General features: G+C 54.8%; 11 protein-coding genes. 9 read left to right on the forward strand and 2 right to left on the reverse strand.

Annotated features, from left to right (window positions below; all coding sequences use genetic code 11):
* Window positions 1-37: 37 nt before the first annotated feature.
* The 6 genes from guaA to ACML7B_RS05330 all read left to right on the forward strand — a co-directional run bounded on the left by guaA (window position 38) and on the right by ACML7B_RS05330 (window position 8,371).
* Window positions 38-991, forward strand: coding sequence for a glutamine-hydrolyzing GMP synthase (gene guaA / locus ACML7B_RS05305; protein ID WP_418539665.1), 954 nt, complete (start codon window positions 38-40; stop codon window positions 989-991).
* Window positions 992-1,117: 126 nt separating this feature from the next.
* A complete protein-coding gene (locus ACML7B_RS05310; protein ID WP_106789106.1) occupies window positions 1,118-2,170 on the forward strand; it encodes a DNA adenine methylase in 1,053 nt (350 codons plus the stop codon).
* Window positions 2,167-3,099, forward strand: a complete 933-nt coding sequence (locus tag ACML7B_RS05315; RefSeq protein ID WP_418539600.1) for a DNA adenine methylase — start codon at window positions 2,167-2,169, stop codon at window positions 3,097-3,099. The genes ACML7B_RS05310 and ACML7B_RS05315 overlap by 4 nt, the downstream gene beginning before the upstream one ends.
* 9 nt (window positions 3,100-3,108) lie before the next feature.
* A complete protein-coding gene (locus ACML7B_RS05320) occupies window positions 3,109-5,214 on the forward strand; it encodes an AlwI family type II restriction endonuclease (protein WP_418539602.1) in 2,106 nt (701 codons plus the stop codon).
* A gap of 65 nt (window positions 5,215-5,279) precedes the next feature.
* A complete protein-coding gene (locus tag ACML7B_RS05325; RefSeq protein ID WP_418539605.1) occupies window positions 5,280-6,941 on the forward strand; it encodes a RyR domain-containing protein in 1,662 nt (553 codons plus the stop codon).
* Between the two features lie 11 nt (window positions 6,942-6,952).
* Window positions 6,953-8,371 (forward strand): hypothetical protein, encoded by a 1,419-nt coding sequence (locus tag ACML7B_RS05330; RefSeq protein WP_106789102.1) that lies wholly within the window; start codon window positions 6,953-6,955, stop codon window positions 8,369-8,371.
* 57 nt (window positions 8,372-8,428) lie between these two features.
* Here ACML7B_RS05330 and ACML7B_RS05335 read toward each other — a convergent pair whose 3' ends face one another.
* Window positions 8,429-11,812 (reverse strand): TIR domain-containing protein, encoded by a 3,384-nt coding sequence (locus ACML7B_RS05335; protein ID WP_418539607.1) that lies wholly within the window; start codon window positions 11,810-11,812, stop codon window positions 8,429-8,431.
* A gap of 137 nt (window positions 11,813-11,949) precedes the next feature.
* On the opposite strand from ACML7B_RS05335, the gene ilvD reads away from it, so the two are divergent.
* Window positions 11,950-13,620 carry a dihydroxy-acid dehydratase gene (gene ilvD, locus ACML7B_RS05340; RefSeq protein WP_418539610.1) on the forward strand — a complete coding sequence of 557 codons (1,671 nt, stop codon included), beginning with the start codon at window positions 11,950-11,952 and terminating at the stop codon, window positions 13,618-13,620.
* 70 nt (window positions 13,621-13,690) lie between these two features.
* Window positions 13,691-14,677 carry an ornithine cyclodeaminase family protein gene (locus tag ACML7B_RS05345; RefSeq protein ID WP_418539612.1) on the forward strand — a complete coding sequence of 329 codons (987 nt, stop codon included), beginning with the start codon at window positions 13,691-13,693 and terminating at the stop codon, window positions 14,675-14,677.
* Window positions 14,678-14,719: 42 nt separating this feature from the next.
* Here ACML7B_RS05345 and ACML7B_RS05350 read toward each other — a convergent pair whose 3' ends face one another.
* Window positions 14,720-15,721 carry a LacI family DNA-binding transcriptional regulator gene (locus ACML7B_RS05350; protein WP_418539615.1) on the reverse strand — a complete coding sequence of 334 codons (1,002 nt, stop codon included), beginning with the start codon at window positions 15,719-15,721 and terminating at the stop codon, window positions 14,720-14,722.
* 161 nt (window positions 15,722-15,882) lie between these two features.
* Between ACML7B_RS05350 and ACML7B_RS05355 the strand changes: the two genes are divergently transcribed.
* Entirely contained in the window at window positions 15,883-17,811 is a 1,929-nt protein-coding gene (locus ACML7B_RS05355) for an amylo-alpha-1,6-glucosidase (RefSeq protein WP_418539617.1), read from the forward strand.
* Window positions 17,812-17,813: the final 2 nt, after the last annotated feature.

The following is a 17,813-nucleotide window of genomic DNA, read 5'->3' on the forward strand; positions in this document are numbered from 1 at the left end:
GATAAAAGGGATGGATAACAGCAAACGTCCGGACGATATGGTCCGTATTACAACCAGTGAACTGGCGGAGGCATTTATTGAAGAACAGATAAAAGAGATTCAGGAGCAGGTAGGCGACAAAAAGGTGCTGCTGGCTCTGTCCGGAGGAGTGGATTCCTCTGTTGTGGCGGCGCTTCTTATCAAGGCCATCGGCAAACAGCTGGTGTGCGTCCATGTGAACCACGGCCTGCTGCGCAAAGGCGAGCCGGAGCAGGTGGTTCAGGTGTTCCGGGATGAGATGGACGCCAACCTGGTGTATGTAGACGCCATCGACAGCTTTCTTGACAAGCTGGAAGGGGTGGAGGAACCGGAGCAGAAGCGTAAGATCATCGGCGCGGAGTTTATCCGGGTATTCGAAGAAGAGGCGAGAAAGCTGGAGGGGATCGAGTTCCTGGCCCAGGGAACTATCTATCCTGACATCCTGGAGAGCGACGGCGTGAAGGCTCACCACAACGTGGGCGGCCTGCCGGAGGATCTGCAGTTTGAGCTGGTAGAGCCCCTGAAGCTGCTTTTCAAGGACGAAGTGCGGGTGGTAGGTAAGGCCCTTGGCCTGCCGGACGGCATGGTATACCGTCAGCCCTTCCCGGGACCGGGACTTGGGGTGCGGTGCCTTGGCGCCATCACCAGAGACCGTCTGGAGGCTGTCCGGGAGTCAGACGCCATCCTCAGGGAGGAATTCGCGAAGAACGGCCTGGAAGGCAAGGTATGGCAGTACTTCACCATCATCCCGGACTTCAAGTCTGTGGGTGTGAAAGAAGGCAAGCGCTCCTTTGAGTGGCCGGTGATCATCCGTGCCGTGAACACCAAGGACGCTATGACAGCTACGGTGGAGGACGTGCCCTTCGCCCTGTTGCAGCACATCACTGACCGGATCACCAAAGAAGTACCGGGTGTGAACCGGGTGTGCTACGACCTGACGCCGAAGCCGACGGGAACCATCGAGTGGGAATAAGAAATAGAGAATAGTTATGGCGGCAGAGAGGCAGAAGATTTCTCTGCCGCTGTGTTTACAAGAGAGTTTTATGGGACACCTTGTGTGATAGGGTCATGACAGCAATGAAGAGGCGGAGGACAGGCAATGAGCCAGGAAGAGACAAAAACCTACAAAACTTCATCCATCAATAACCGGCGGTATCTGGGGAATAAGTATAAGCTTCTCCCCTTTATCAAAAGCGTTGTGGAGGCGGAGTGCCGCGAGATCCATACGGTGGCGGACATTTTCGCTGGCACGGGCGCAGTGTCCTCGGCTTTTGCCGACAAGACCCTGATCACCAACGACCTGATGTACAGCAATTACATCTGCAACTATGCCTGGTTCGGCGCGGAACCCTATGAGCCCCGGAAGATCATCGACCAGGTGGTCCGGTATAACGGGAAGATCAATCCCGGAGAGAATTATATGACCCGCAATTTCGCGGATACTTATTTCAGCAAAAGGGATTGCGCCAGGATCGGGTATATCCGGGAGGATATTGAGCGGAATTACAAAAGAGGCAATCTCAACCGGAGAGAGCGTGCCATCCTGATCACGTCCCTGCTCTACGCCATGGACCGGATCGCTGTGACCTGCGGGCATTATGACGCCTACAGGAAGGGAGCCAAATTCGAAGGGTCGCTGGAGCTTTGCGTTCCGCTGGCAGAGGTTCACAACAACCCGCAGAACCAGTGTTTCAATGAGGACGCCAACAACCTGGTCAAAAGGATCGAGGCGGATCTTGTCTATATCGACCCGCCCTACAACTCAAGGCAGTACTGTGACACCTATCATCTGCTTGAGAATGTGGCGCGGTGGGAGAAGCCGGAAGTATTCGGCGTGGCGAAGAAGATGGACCGGAGCGGGATGAAGAGCAGATACTGCACCACCGGAGCGACCAAGGCATTTGAGACCTTGATCCAGGATATCAAGGCCAGGTATATCCTGCTTTCCTACAACAATATGGCGGAGAAGGGAAACGGCCGTTCCAACGCCAAGATCTCCGATGATGACATTATGCGGATCCTGGGCCGCAAAGGGGAGGTAAAGGTTTTTGAGGAGAGCTATAAGGCCTTTACCACCGGGAAATCCGATCTCCCTGAGAATGCGGAGCGGTTATTTCTATGTACTTGTTTTGATGAGGAGCAGACGATATGATCCAGTCACCCCTTAACTATACCGGCGGCAAATACAAATTGCTGCCGCAGATCCTGCCGTTGTTCCCGGGAGACATCCGCGTCTTCGTAGACCTGTTCTGTGGAGGCTGCAACGTGGGCCTCAATGTGGACTGCAGCCAGGTCATATACAACGACCGGAATGAGAATCTGTTCCGTCTGTATCGCACGTTCCAGAAGCTGGACAAAGAAAGATTGCTGGGATGGATCTACGAGATCATAGAGAGCTACGGCCTTTCTCTGGTGAGCAGGAACGGGTACGCCCATTACCACTGCGACAGCAGCAAGGGACTTGGAAGCTGGAACAGGGAAGGGTATCTGAAGCTGCGCAGAGATTTTAACCAGAGGCACGGAGCCGGGGAGCGGGACGATTACTACTACGTCATGCTCTATGTGCTGATCGTGTATGCCTTCAACAACCAGATCCGGTTTAATGCCGATGGAGAATTTAACCTGCCGGTGGGGAAAAGAGACTTTAACGGAAGGATGGAGCAGAAACTCCTTGCCTTCCTGGACCGGATCCGGGAGCAGGACTGCTGTTTCACCTGCTATGATTTCAGAGAGCTTGACACTTCTGCCTGGACATCCCGGGATTTTGTCTATGCGGATCCGCCCTATCTCATCACCTGCGCCACTTATAATGAGCAGGGCGGGTGGGATGCGGATGCCGAGCGGGCGCTTCTTTCCTTCCTGGATGAGCTGGATGGAAGGAAGATCCGCTTTGCTCTGTCCAACGTGCTCAGGAGCAAGGGGCGGGAAAATGAGATCCTGCTTGACTGGCTGGCCCGGAATACAGGCCGGTACCAGGCAGTGGGACTTGACTACAGCTATTCCAATTCCAGTTATCAGACCAAAGACCGAAGCTCTTCCTCGGAAGAAGTGCTGATCATCAATTATGAACCAGAACGGTGAGGTGCCAATATGATCGTTGAGAGAAATCAGATCTTTAATCTGATGGATACAAACGGCAGACGAAGCGATGTCCTGAATGCCCTGAAAATCTATCTGGAGATCCTGGAGGAATTGCAGGAAACCTTCCCCGCTGAACATTGGGGAACCTATCCGGAGAGTCTGTCCCAGTTCCTGTTCTATGAAAAGGCGCTGGAGAAGTCACCAGATGTTTTTAAGAAACACAGCAACTACGATCGCTTCATCCGGGAGCTGGGCGATGACCGCCGGAAATTTCTGGACAGAGACAAACGATGGGTGGCGGAGAATCTGCCAGGACTGGCGAAAGACCTGGATGAGGCCGTTGAGAAACGGGCCCGCCATTACACCAGCAACCTGGTGAAGATGGGATTCGCGGACGGGAACCGGAAGATCACCGAGGCGGGTTATTCTTACCTGAAGGGAACCATCGTCCGGGACGAACTGGAGGAATTACTGCCGCTGGACAATGTGAACCTGGCGCTTCTCAGGCAATTGTCCAAACTGAAGATCTTTGGCTCTCCTGTTAACGGGAAGCGGAGTTTCTACTCTCCCTTCCTTATGGCGCTGGTGCTGCTGCTGGATGACGAGGCCATAGACGCCCACAGCTTTGAGGTGATTGTCCAGGGGCTCTCCCCCTACAGCAGCGAGGAAGTGAAGGAAGCGGTCCGCAGGAAAGGGAAATGTGTTTCAGAACTGGAGGAAGCCATCCGGGATATCCACATTGTTATTCCGGAAGAGCTGGCCGGAAAAAACGATGTGGAATATGACGTGTTCCGGCGCATTTTCAAGGGATCAAAAAGCAATGATTCCATATCCAGGACGTACTACGATTTCTTCCGCGCCCTGAAAGCATTCCGGGACGACCGGACAGAAGCGGCTTATGGGGATCTGCTGGAATGTCTGGACCGGGAGAGCAGCGCTTCCCTGTACAAAGCCTTTGGATATGGGAAAGCCATCTTCGCAGCGGGGAACCGGGGCAGCAGATACGACCTGGAACGGTTCCTGGAGAAAAATAAGGATCATCCCTTCCTGGCTTCCGGGGATCTCGTGGGAGCCTTTTATACGGCGTTTGCCAGATCCAAGTGGATCGACGGAATCCGGGAGTACTCGGACACCACCGTTCGTCTGCTGGGCGCTACCGGCCTGTTCCGGTTTAAGAATCTGCCGGAATTATCTTACCGGGAGATCCTCTCTCATATGTTGGATGTGGAAGAGCTGCGGGGGCAGGTGTTCGGGGAGATGACGGAAGAAGAATATATGCGCTATGAGGGCGTGGAGGATTCTTACTTCGGGAAGAATCTCTCCCTTGCGGAGATCTTCCGGTATTCCCAGGATGATATCCATGCCATAACGAACAGGCTGGAACAGTTGCTGGGCGTAACCGGATCTGCTGACGTGAGGAAGCGTCTCAGTGAGCAGAAAAGCGCCGGATTTATGGCTCATATCAATGAAAAATATCCCAGGGAGAGGGTTATGGAGCTTCTTCCCCTGTTCTCAGACCGGAAGAAGGACAGCCAGATCAAGAAGGCGGTAAATGACGGAGCCACCGTGCCCACCATATACGAGTACATGATCGGGATCGCCTGGTACTATATCTCGAAGGGAGAGTTTGACCTGTATCACAGTCTGAACCTGACCCTGAACGCTGATTTTGAACCGGTGATCCACGCCGGCGGCGGAGAGGGCGATATTGTGATCGACTATGATGACCTGGTGCTCATGCTTGAGGTGACGCTTATGAACAAGCAGGCACAGAAGAGGGGAGAATGGGAGCCGGTGCTGCGGCACTCCCTGAACCTGAAGGCGGCCGGCGGGACGAAGGAGACGATCACCTTCTTCATAGCAGATGAGCTGGATTATAATACCGTCAATATCTGGAGAGCCGTTGCGGCGGTATCCCTGGAATCTACGGACACTCACGCCAAAGTGGACGGGGTTGTGATCATGCCCTTTACCAATAAGGAGATCCTGGCTTTCCTTGAGAAAGGGATCTATTACAAGGAGATCGTAAAGGCAGTCAAAGCTTCTTTCGCGAAAGTGCCGCAGATCACGGATGTGAAATGGCAGGAGGAGATCCTGGCGGATCTGCTTGTTTGATTTCTGGTCAAAAATGGTTATAATTGAAAGAAAATGAATCAGTAATTGCTGGATGGGGGTAAGAGATGGAAACAACGATCAGCAAGTTCTTCCGGTCGTTTCAGATGAAGGAAGACAAAGAAAACAGCCACAGCTATGGCATTTACATGAAGGAGGCCCTGCAGGCTTTTGCCGAACGGGACAATAAAGAGACGGCAGGGGAGGTCTATGAGACATTTCTGGACTGCTACAAGCAATTGCTTGGCGGGAACGATAACTTCGTGGATCTTCTGGATATCCTGCGGGGATATGAGGAGAACGCGGCGCTCCTTATTGATAAGCAGCGGGACCACTATGTGCATTCGGTCAATGTGTTCCTGCTGGGGATCCGGATCTGGCAGAGGAATCCCGCTTTCCGCAATGCGGCAGAAGCTTATCTGGAAGGACAGGGGAAGTGTTCCTTCTCCGGGGTGGAGGAGGAATTCTTCTTCCGCTGGGGGATGGCGGCTCTGTTCCATGATACCGGCTATCCGGTGGAGATCACCAGTAACCAGGTGAAGAAATTCATCGGGACCGTGGTGGCTGACGGGACGCGGAGCGCGGGGACTTATATCGGCTATCAGGACGAGGCCTGCCTGACCACCCTGACCTGCAATGGGGAGAAGCTTGACTTTGTGGCTATGTTAAGCCGCCATATGGGGGAGACGCTGGGAGTGGATGAAGAACTTCTGGAAAAAACTCTCGCCGGATTTATCCGGGATATGCAGCAGGGCGGCCATGTGGATCACGGATATTACAGCGCTCTGGCGCTTTTGCAGCACTATGGGTTTATGGCGGGAGGAAGCGATTCTTCCAGACAGATTTATCAGGAGGCCATTCTGGATGCGGCCTGTGCCATCCTTCTGCATAACTACTACAAGCATGTGCTGCAGAAACCGCCTTTTTCTCTGCCGCCGCTGGCGGCGGATCTTCATCCTCTGGGATATCTTCTGATTCTGTGTGATGAGCTGCAGGAGTGGAATCGGCAGGCATACGGGATCGTAGACCGGCAGAAGGTACAGGCGGCGGACAGCAAGATCGAACTGGGGGAAGATTCCCTTAAGATTCATTACATTACTTACGGCGGCGTCCTGGGAGAAGCCTTTTCCGCGAAGAAGAAGCAGACGCTGGAGCAGCTGCTGAAGCTGGATCAGATATTCCCAGGTGGAGTGGAAGTAACCGTCACCACCAAGTCGGAGCTTCTGCTTTCTCACATTCAGTCTGGCGAGAGGAAGCTGCCGCGGCCTTTCCTGGAGCATGTGGAGCAGATGTCCAGGCGGATCCATGAGCGCTACAATGAGGCCCAGAAGGCGGCCCATCCGGATGAGCCGCTGGCGTATCCCGACTGGGAGAGCTTAAGCGACGATCTGAAGTATTCCAATATCCGTCAGGCCCGGTCTTACTTCGGCTATCTGGAAGCGGCAGGAATGTACGCTGCCCAGGAGGGAGGAAAGGAGCAGGAAGTATTGGAATTTCCGGAAGAGCTTACGGAAGCCCTGGCCCGTGCGGAGCATGAAAACTGGATGGCGGAGCGGATGGAGAACGGGTGGACTTACGGACCAGAGAAGGATGTGGAGAGGAAGCGGTCTCCCTATCTGGTTCCCTATGAAGAACTGTCGGAGGAGATCCGTCAGTTGGACCGGAACGCCATTGGAAATATCCTGCCTTTGTTCCACGAGATTGGTCTGCGGGTTTTCCGTTGTGAATAAGGATGAGGCGTATGAAGAAGATAGTAAGAGTTATTTTGTTTTTTGTTCCGTTTTTGCTGGGCGTGATCGGCTATTATGGGGTTGCGGGAGAAAGTCTGGGAAATTCTCTGTTTTACAGCATGAGCTTCTACGCGCTTAGCTTTGTCTCAGAAGCGCCGAATCTCCTGGTGGAATTCGCCCGTTGGCTGGCGCCTTTGATGACCGCAGGCGGAGTGATCCTGATCATCAATTCCCTGCGGGAACGGCTGCGGGCATGGATCGTAGGCGCAAGAAAGGGAAGCATTGCCGTCTGTGGAGCGGAAGAAGAGATTCGTCCTGTCCTGGAGGAACTGGGGGCAAGAGGGATTCGGATCCGGGACCGTCTGCCCCGGGCGGAGCGTTATATCTTTCTGGGAGAGGAGCGGGAGAATTTCCTGTTCTATGAGAAATATCAGAAAGAACTGGCCGGAAAGCAGGTCTATCTGCGGTGCGCTTCCATGAATGGAAGGAAAGCGGCGCCTGATCTGAAATTATTTTCTGAGGAAGAGATTGCCGCCAGACTGTACTGGAAAAAGTACGGGATCTGGCAGGAGGCCAGGGAGAAGGATTACCGGATGAAACTGGTTTTCCTTCAGTTTGGGCCGCTGGAAGAGCAGCTGCTCCTGTGGGGACTGCAGAATAACATCTTTTCTCCTGGCCAGGAGCTGGAATACCATATCTTTGGAGAGACAGGGCGTTTCCGGGCCATTTACCATGAGCTGGATCATATGGAGGATCGGATCATATACCATGAAGAGCCCTGGTATGAGGCGCAGGCGCTTCTTCTGGAGGCGGACCGGATCTTCGTTTGCGATACCACCGGCGTGCTCAGTGATCTTCTCTATGCCCTGCCTCAGAAGAGGGTCCATGTGCTGGCGGATGGCCGGGACGTGGCCTGTTATGAGGAACAGTCCCGTCTTGTGGTCTTCAACTGGAAGCAGGAGGCTCTTACGGTGGAACATATCCTGGATGAGGCGCTGCTGGTGCGGGCCAAGCATATCAATCTCAGGTACGCCCATCTCTATTCCGGCGTGGAGGAGACAAAGCAGAATCTGGAGGATCAGTGGAACCAGTTGGATGCGTTTACCAGGTATTCCAATATCAGCGCGGCAGATTACCATGAAGTGCGGCTTCAGATGATAGAAGACTGGAAGCAGGAGACCGGGAAACAGGAGCCGGACGAGGAGTATCTTCGCTATCTGGCCGAGCTGGAGCATATCCGGTGGAATCGGTACCACTATATCCACAACTGGCGCCTGGGAACGCCTGAGAATGGGAAGAACAAGGACAAGGCAAGACGGATACACCGGGATCTGATTCCCTTTGGGGAACTGACAGAAGGGGAGAAGGAAAAGGATGCGGAGAATATCCGGGTGCTGCTGTCGATGGACGTTTGTCTGGCCGGAAAGTAAAGGAAAGAAGCGGGGGATACCCGCTTCTTTTATTGCACTTTTTGCAAAGGCTTGTTCCTAGCCCTCCTCCAGGATCTCCCGGATGATTCTGGCGTTTTCCTTAAAACTGGAGTTTTCTGGCATTTCCTTTGCCAGCGCTTCCCAGATCTTCAGGGATTCTTCCAGATAGTAGGAATAATAGCCGCCTGGTACGATACAGGCGAACGTGTAATTCAGATACCCCAGTTGTTTCCTGCCGCCGATGTGATCCGGGAACATTTCTACAAAGACTTCTGCATAGTGGATCGCCAGTTCGCAGGCGTTTTCCGCTTCGTCGTAGGCTTCCTTCTCCTTGAATTCCTTCGCCTGTTCCTCGAAGGTCTGCGCCAGCAGCCGGATGCGGGAGCCGGCGTAATCCGGGAGGGAAAGTCCGTGGAAAGCGGGGACCTTTGGGAAGAGGGCCGGGATCTGGCAAATCATCTCCCGGTATTTTTCTCCGTAATCTTCTGCTGATTCAAAATCTTTCTGTTTCAGGGCGATCTCGATCAGAGTCAGGAAGCAGTGGCAGGCCATGTCATAGGCGGTTATGTCTTCGGGCATTTGCTGCCAGGCTTCCCGGCGCAGCGTACAGACCTGAAGGGCCAGTTCTTTCGCCTTCTCATAATGGCCGCAGCGAAGAGCTGCGTTGCAGCAGTAGTTCCAGGCGTCCCCTGGCTGCTGCGGAGAACTTTCGGCTGCAGTATCCTGCTGCGGGGTCCCGCGAAGTTCCAGGTAGCGTTGGTAATAAGGCCAGGCTTCCTCCCAGCTTCCTGCTTCGCAGTAGCTGTCCCCGAGAGTCGCCGCCTTCTCAGAGAGTTCCATCCGGTTGGGGGAGGAGGGATCCTTCCGGTACAGTTCCTCGGACAGGTTCAAGGCCCGCTTCCAGTAATGCCGGGCTTCCTCCTCCTGCTCCCGTCTGTGGCAGAACTGCGCCATGTTGGTACAGTACCTGGCAAGATGGTTCTGGTAAGCGGGCACAGAAGGCTCACGGGCCACGGCTTCTTCGCAGAGCTCAATGCTGCGTTGCTTATGTTGTTTGGCTCCATCATAGTCAAAAGCAGCTTCGTCCTGGCGGCTCAGGATCTGATGATCAGAGGCCAGGGCCATAAGATCTTCCAGAGACCGGGTCTCTTCATAAATCATCTGATGAAGGGCGAAGCTTTCCTGGCAGCAGGATTTCGCATTTCCCATATCCTCTTCCTCTTCGTATAACTGCCCGAAGCGGGCTAGGTAAGAGGCTAGGGCGCGTCTGGCCAGGGCGCTTCCGGAACGCTCCGCCGCTTTCCGGGCGGCGTCTGCGGCCTGGGAGAGGAACTCTTTTTCCTGTTTTCTGTCTCCCTTCAGTCCATAGTAGCGGCTGAAACGGTCAAGGGTATGGGCCAGATCCAGCCAGGCTTCCAGGGAATTGCTGCGGCAAACCAGTTTTTGGCTGATCTCCAGCGCCCGTTGACAGAACTGCAGCACGTCTGGAGAAACGCCCTCATTCCAGCCAAGACTGGTATTGGCCAGGGTGTCGCCGTTGAAATTGCAGCAGACCGCCAGATTCCTCAGGTTGTGATAGGTAGGCTCCTTTTCTGTCAGATCTTCCAGGATGGCCAGACTTTGTCTGGCATATTTCAGGGAATCGTTCTGGGGGAGGATCAGGTTGCTGCAGATGCGTCCCAGATCCATATAGCAGATTGCCAGCCTCCTGGCGTCTGCGCTGTCTCCGTCCCGGGCCAGCCGTTTGGCCAGAGGCAGAAGATGAGTGTAGGTCTCCCGGGCGGCCCGGTATTTTTTCTGTTCCCGCAGGACGTTGCCGCACTGGAGCCCCATGGTGAGCCGCCGGGACATGGAGAGGGTGCTGTGCAGTTCTTCATCGGCCAGATCAGTCAGGAGTTTGCCATCCTGGAACATTTGGAGAGCCTGGGAGAGGTTCCCTTCTGTCATGGCAAGCTGTCCCAGGCGGTCATAGCTGGCGGTGAGGGCCCAGATGGCGGCTTCTGTGGGGGATTCTTTTGCCCACCTGGCTACCAGCTTCTGATGGGCCAGCAGTTCATCCCTAGCGCCGGGTAAGTTTCCCTGGCCTTCCAGGCAGGCGGCCAGGCGGGAATGGAGCCAGAGAGTTGTATTTCTTGCTGTCTCCGGTTCCAGACGGGGAGACAGTTTTTCCAGCGTCTCCTGCAGCTTCTGACAGATCCCGGCTGCCTGTGAGTATTGCTGACATTCCAGGTACAGCTCTGCCAGGTCCTGCAGATCGGCAAGCAGCGTCTCGCCTCCGGTTCCTGTCCGGGCGAATTCTTCTTCTCTTGTGGCGGCAAGTTTCTTCTGCCAGGCAATGGCCTTCTCCTGATCCAGGGGAACGCCATACCCGGTGCGGTAGAGGGACACCAGCTTCTCCATGGCCTGGGGCAGCCTGGCAAAGGCAGCTTCTTCGATCAGTTTTACGCCGCGTCCGGGGTCTACTTCCACATCGATGCCGCCAAGATAGGCCAGGCCGATGAACAGGAGGTGCTCCGGGGAATTGTCGTTTTCCCGGACGGCAATCTCCTGGAAGGAATCCATAAGAGAAGCCTTGAGCGAGGATTTGTCGCTGCTGGTCACGCAGGAAGGGAGACCCTGGTAATATTGCTTCAGAAGCTGCCGGTCGGTGTCCTGCAGCTCTACAGGCAGGATCTTTTTCTCTTCTTTCTGAGCCATGGGGTACTCGATATCCATGACGTAATTTTTCTCATTTACCAGGTTGGGCGTTACCGCCAGGGCGAAAAGGTGGCTTTTCTCCAGCGCCTCCTGAATGGCTGCGTTGAAATTCTCGCCGGGGGTGAGGAATTCGTCATACCAGATGGCGATGTCACGGCAGAATTCATTTTCGTGGATCAGCTTCATCAGTTCCTGGGCATATCTGCGGTCTTTCTTCCGGTAACTTAAGAATACATAGGCGTCGAAGGCAGCCCGCACCTGCCGGGCCAGGTCGTCAGGGACCAGGACTGTGCGCAGGAAGTTTTCCAGCTTCTGGCGATAGGGGATCTCGGTGAGATCGGTGGATGTGCGGTCCAGAAACTGGATGTTGCCGCAGATCCGGTTGAAGTCGGCGGCCAGGCCGCTGTTGACCAGGATGGGCAGGACGGGGATGTGATGATCTGCCGCCAGGGTGAATTCCCGTGTCCGGGCGTCTGTTTCCTCCATCAGGAAGGCTTCCGAGACAGGGATGACAAAGAGCTGCATCTGCAGCAGGCTGTCACAAAAGTCTTCTTCCTCATCTGCGCCCCAGGGGGAGCTTTGCGCCAGATCCCGGTACCAGATGGCGCAGTCCCAGAGATCCAGAAGTTCCTGGGACAGAGAGTCAAAATAAATGGGGAAATCTTCCGGGTGGCAGCAGAAGTAAAGGCGGGGTTTCCCGCCGGGGGCGGAGCCTGCCCGGGTCCGGTAGTGAAGCGTGCTCATAAGAAGGTACCTCCTTAAATATAAGAAAAATGATGGAAAATATTAACAGAGCTGGCTTTTCAACAGTTTTTTGATAAGTTATTATAAATATAACTGATATTTTAGCGGTAAGCAAGAGATGAAAAGGAGGCGTAACCATGAGTGAATCATACTGGAACGGCGCGGAAGCGGCCCACCGCCGGGTGATGATGAAGGCTGCGGGCTATTCCGACGGCGATATCCGAAAGAAACCTCACATCGGCGTGCCCAACTCCTACATGGCAGGCTCCCCGGGGACGGCCCATTTAAGACAGATCGCGGAGGCGGTGAAGGAAGGGATCTGGGCGGCCGGCGGGGTGCCGGTAGAGTTTGGGATCCCGGCCACTTGCGGCAACATCGCCAACGGGGCGGAGGAATTAAAGTACGAGCAGGTGGGGAGAGACATTGTGGCCATGTCGGTGGAATTTGTCACCCGGGTCCACAATTTCGACGGCCTGGCGATGATCGCGTCCTGCGACAATATCATTGCCGGCTGTTATCTGGCGGCCATGCGGCTTGACCTGCCTGCTATGATCGTCACCGGAGGCTCCATGCAGCCGGGGCAGTACTGCGGGAAGACGGTAGTGGAGGCGGATCTGGATTCAGCCCGGTTCTCCGGGGCTTCGGAAGAAGAGCTGATGGAGATGGAAGACAACGTGTGCCCGTCCTTCGGGGCATGTCCTTCCATGGGGACTGCCAATACCATGCAGATGCTGGGGGAGGTGCTGAACCTGGTGCTGCCGGGGACTTCCACCATCCCGGCTTCTGACAACGCCAAGCTGCGCAAAGCCCGGGAGGCGGGGAAGACCATTGTGGAGATGACCAGGGCAGGACGGAAGCCCTCAGAGCTGATTACCAGAGAAGTGCTTCTGAATTCCATCATGTTCGACCTGGCGGTAGCAGGCTCCACCAATGCGGTGCTCCACATCCTGTCCTTTGCCTATGAGCTGGGGATTCCGCTCAGCCTGGAGGATTTCGAACGGTATGCCAAAGAGATCCACTGTATCAACGCAGTGGTGCCAAGCGGTCCCTATACGGTGGTGGATTTCCACTATGCAGGGGGCGTCATGAATGTGATGAAAATGCTGGAGAGCAAGCTTTACACGGATGTGCCGGATATGTACGGGACTACCTGGAAGGAAATGCTGGAGCGGGTAACGCCCCGGGAGAATGAGGTGATCCACTCCCTGGAGAAACCACTGTTCCATGAGCCGGGACTGAAGATCCTGCGGGGGAATCTGTCGCCCAACGGAGCCATTGTCCGACCTACGGCAGTGTATGAGGAAGTGAAGTACCTGAAGGGGAAGGCCAAGGTCTTCGAGGGAGATCGTCCGGCCTTCGAGGCCATCCAGTCCGGCGAGATCGTGCCGGGAGATATTATCGTTATCCGGTATGAAGGGTGCAAGGGAGCGCCGGGTATGAAGGAACTGATGCTGAGTATCGACGCCCTGATCGGCCTGGGGCTTCACAAGAGCGTGGGACTGATCTCGGACGCACGGTTCTCCGGATTCAATTACGGGGCCATCGTGGGCCACGTGTCGCCGGAGGCTTATGACGGAGGAACGATCGCCCTGGTGGAAAACGGAGATGAGATCGTCATCGATATCCCGGGCGGGGAACTGAATCTTCTGGTGTCCGAGGAAGAACTGGCAAGACGGCGGGAAAACTGGGTATGCCCGCCTCTTAAGGAAGAGAAAGGCTGCCTCAACATTTACGCGAAGACCTGCCGGCCGGCGGAAGAAGGGGGAGCCATGCAGCCCTGGCCTTTGGGCGCCCGGTTCCACCGGTAGAAATCCATTGCGGGAAGGGGATTTCTGCGGTAAGATAACAAGTAAGAGAGAATAAGGAGGAAAGCGGATTATGCTGTTATTATCAAGAGAAGATATCAAGAAAGTATTTACCATCAAGGACGCCATTGAGGCGGACAAGAAAGCCTTTCAGCTGGTGGTGGAGGGAAAATGCGAAGCCCCTCTTCGGACCAACATCCAGGCGCCAAAGTATGAGGGATGTTTCCTGTTCATGCCCGCCTATGTGGAGGAGATGGACACGGCGTCTCTGAAGATCATCAACATCTTCCCCCACAACATTGACCAGGGGATCCCATCCTCTCCAGCCCAGGTGCTCCTCATCGATGGGACCACCGGACTGGTGACGGCAGTACTGGACGGAACTTATGTGACTCAGCTTCGTACCGGCGCGGCTTCCGGCGCGGCTTTTGATGTGCTGGCCAAGAAGGACTGCCGGATCGGAGCCCTTATCGGGACCGGCGGACAGGCTCCTACCCAGCTGGAGGCCATGATGGCAGCCAGGAAGCTGGAGGAAGTAAGAGTCTATGACCTGAACCTGGAGCGGACCAAAGAGTTTGCCGCCCGTATGCAGGAGGAACTGAAAGACTACGGAACCCGGATCGTGGCAGTGGAGAGTTCTGATGCGGCCATTGATGACGCGGATCTTATCATCACCGTGACCCCGTCTTCCAAGCCGGTATTTGACGGAACAAAGGTAAAAGCAGGAGCTACCATCAGTTGTGTAGGCGCTTATCAGCACCATATGCAGGAGATGGATCCGGCCATTCTGCCAAGAGCCTCCAAGATCTACTTTGACTCTGAGGACGCGGTGCTCTCCGAGTCCGGCGATATCCTGATCCCGCTGGAGCAGGGGATCATCACCAAGGATGACTTCACCGGCGACCTGGGTCAGGTGATCAAAGGCGAAATAGTGGGAAGAGAGAATGACGAAGAGATCATTGTCTTTGAGACGGTAGGCGTGGCCACCCAGGATCTGGTGGCGGCCAGAGAGATCTACGACAAGGCGGTAGCCGCAGGCGTGGGGATCAACTGGAACTAGAGAAGAACAGGAAAGCCAGGGCAGATACATGCCCTGGCTTTTTTATTTTCCCGGAGGGGCGGTGGAAGCCCGTACGATAAGTTCTGTGTGTAATAAAAGCGTGCCGATGGACACTCCATTCATCAGGCTATTTAGGGCATAGTAAGCGCTTTTCCCCAGCTGTATCCGGTCCTGGCGAAGGGTGGTGAGGGGCGGGCTGGTATAGGGGCAGAGGGGAAGATCGTCAAAGCCGATGACGCTGAAATCTTCCGGAACCCGCAGGCCCATCTCCTGACAGCGGACCAGGGCAGCCTGGGCGATCAGGTCATGACTGCAGATCAGGGCGGTCATGCCTTCTTCCAGAAAGCGAGGCAGATGTTCGTCCAGGCACTGAGAGATATAAGAGGAGAGGCCTGTGCAGGCGGAATCTGCGCAAAGCCCGTTCTGGCGCATGGCCCGGGAAAATGCCTTGCGGCGGACCTGCATGATATAGGAGTCAGGGGAGGTGCTCAGATAGCCGATCTTCTGGTGCCCCAGCTCCTTTAAGTGGGAGACGGCAAGAGCCATTCCCTCGTCGTTGTCCACGCCCACATAAGCCGTAGAAGGGTTGGCCAATACATGGTTATCGTAGAGAACGGCTGGCGTGCGGCTGGTCTCGAATTCCTGCATCCAGGGGTCGGCGAGGGAAAATCCTATCACGAAGGAACCCTGATAATGATTCTTCAGCATAAATACATCATAAGGCTCCTGCCGCTGAGATTCTTCATCCACTGGAATGATGTCTACCTGGTAGCCCTGGGGCTCCGCCATCTGCCGGAATCCCAGAACCACCTCGTAGCCAAACTGGTGGGGCTTTTGGTACTCCATGTTTTGGCTGGCGGCCAGGATGCAAAGCTTTGGCGCGGTTCCTTTCTGCCTGCGCAGACGGGTATATCCCATTTCCACCGCGGTTTCCAGAATTTGTTTCTGTAAAGTTTCGCTGATGTCAGGGGCGCCGTTGAGAGCTTTGGATACAGTGCCTTTTGTGACGCCAAGCCGGCGTGCGATATCCTGGATCGTGGTCATGCTTTCTTCTCCTCTTCATACAGGTTGCTGTTATGGACTTATTATATTACAAAAATCTACGAAAATGCAATACAGGATTGACGAGCCTGTAGAAATATACTATTATAATTCATATCGAAACTTAACGAAACATTTCCGGGCTTTAAAAGGAGGCGCGCGGAATGAAATGGATCTATGGGAAACAGGATTGGAAAACTCTGGAGCGGGGAATGGAGAATTGCTGGCTTCTTACCGACGGCCTGGGCGGTTATTCTTCTCTTACCGTGACCGGAGCCGCAGCCCGCAGCGATCACGCTCTTTTTATGGCCTGTGTAAGATCTCCGGGCCAGCAGGTCAATATGGTGCACAGACTGCGGGAGACACTGGAGAGAGGAGAGCAGAAATGGCTGCTTTCCACACAGGAGTTTGCAGATGGGAGCGCGGAGGAAGGTTTTCGGAATCTGGTGGAATTTTCCTATGAGGATACGGCCAGGTGGCGGTATGTGACGGCAGGGGTTGAAGTGGAGAAGGAGGCGGCTATGAAGCCGGGCAGTCCGGTGCTGGCGATCAGGTACCGGCTCACCAACCGGACCAGGGAGGCTTGTTGTCTGACAGTGACTCCGTTCTATCAGCTTGTCCCCAGGGGCAGTGACCTTGAGAAAGGACAGGATCTGTACTGGAGAAAAACAAAGGTTAAAAGCAGGGGATGGAGCCTGTTCTTTAAGACAAACGGTTCGTTCAGGGAGATACCGGAGATCCGGGAACGGTATTACTACCGATACGATATTTGTGATGGAAGGAGGAGTACCGGACAGGCGGCCGCCGGCCATCAGATTTTTATAGAGGCAGAGCCGGGCGCCGTCCGGGAACTGGAGATCCTCTACAGCCTGAAGACGATAGAGAGCAGCGCGGCAGAAGTGATCTGGCAGCAGAAAAGGTATCGGAAGGAACTTGCCCGGAAAGCGGGGTTTGCCCACCCCCTGGCAGATTTCCTGGCAAGAAGCGCAGATCAGTTTGTGGCGGTGCGGGATTTGCCCGGCAGCAGGACGATCCTGGCAGGTTTTCCCTGTTTTGGCGACTGGGGCAGGGATACGATGATTGCGCTTCCCGGACTCTGCCTCGCTACCGGACAGTATGGGAGGGCGAGAGCAATTCTCCAGACCTTTGCGTCCTATGAGAAGGACGGGCTTATGCCCAATTATTTTCTGAAAGAAACCCAGGAGCCGGTGTATGATACGGCGGATGCGGCGCTGCTTTTCATCAATTGCGTCTGGCAGTACTGGCAGGATACCGGGGACGAAAGATTTGTGTGTCAGATGTATCCTGTGATGGAGCGGATCATTCAAGGGTATTGCAGGGGAACGCGCTATGCCATCCATATGGACGAGGATGGGCTGATCTATGCCGGAGAAGGGGAAGAACAGGTGACCTGGATGAATATGCAGGCAGGAGAGATCCTGCCTACGCCCCGGCAGGGGAAACCGGTAGAGATCAATGCTTATTGGTACAATGCGCTGAGATGTATGGAGGCAATGGCGGGACCGGCGGGAAAGGATGGAAGCAGTTATGGGAGGCTGGCGCTTCAAGTCCGGCGGTCTTTCGCAGAAAAGTTCTGGATGGAGGAAAAGAATTGCCTGAAAGACCTGCTCTCCGGGTCGGGGGCAGATGAACAGATCCGCTGCAATCAGATCTGGGCTGTTTCCATGCCCTTTACCATGCTGGACCCGGAACAGGAACGGCAGATCGTGGACGTGGTGTTTGAGAAACTCTATACGCCTTACGGACTTCGAACACTGGAAGAAGAAGATCCACAGTTTCATCCGGTTTATAGTGGAGTGGTATCAGAGCGGGATCTGGCCTACCACCAGGGAACGGTGTGGGTCTTCCCGCTGGGGGCTTATTATCTGGCTTATCTGAAGGTGCACGGAGAGGACCGTAAAGCAAAAGAAACGGTAAGAAATCAGCTGGAAGTGCTGGAGAGCGCTCTGCGGGAGGGGTGCTGCGGACAACTGCCGGAAATCTACGATGGGGGGAATCCCATATCTTCCAAAGGATGTTTTGCCAAGGCATGGAGCGTGGGAGAACTACTGCGGGTATTTGAAAAACTCTGAAG

Origin of the sequence: Massilistercora timonensis, from assembly GCF_048354975.1 — a bacterium.
Lineage (GTDB): Bacteria > Bacillota > Clostridia > Lachnospirales > Lachnospiraceae > Massilistercora > Massilistercora timonensis.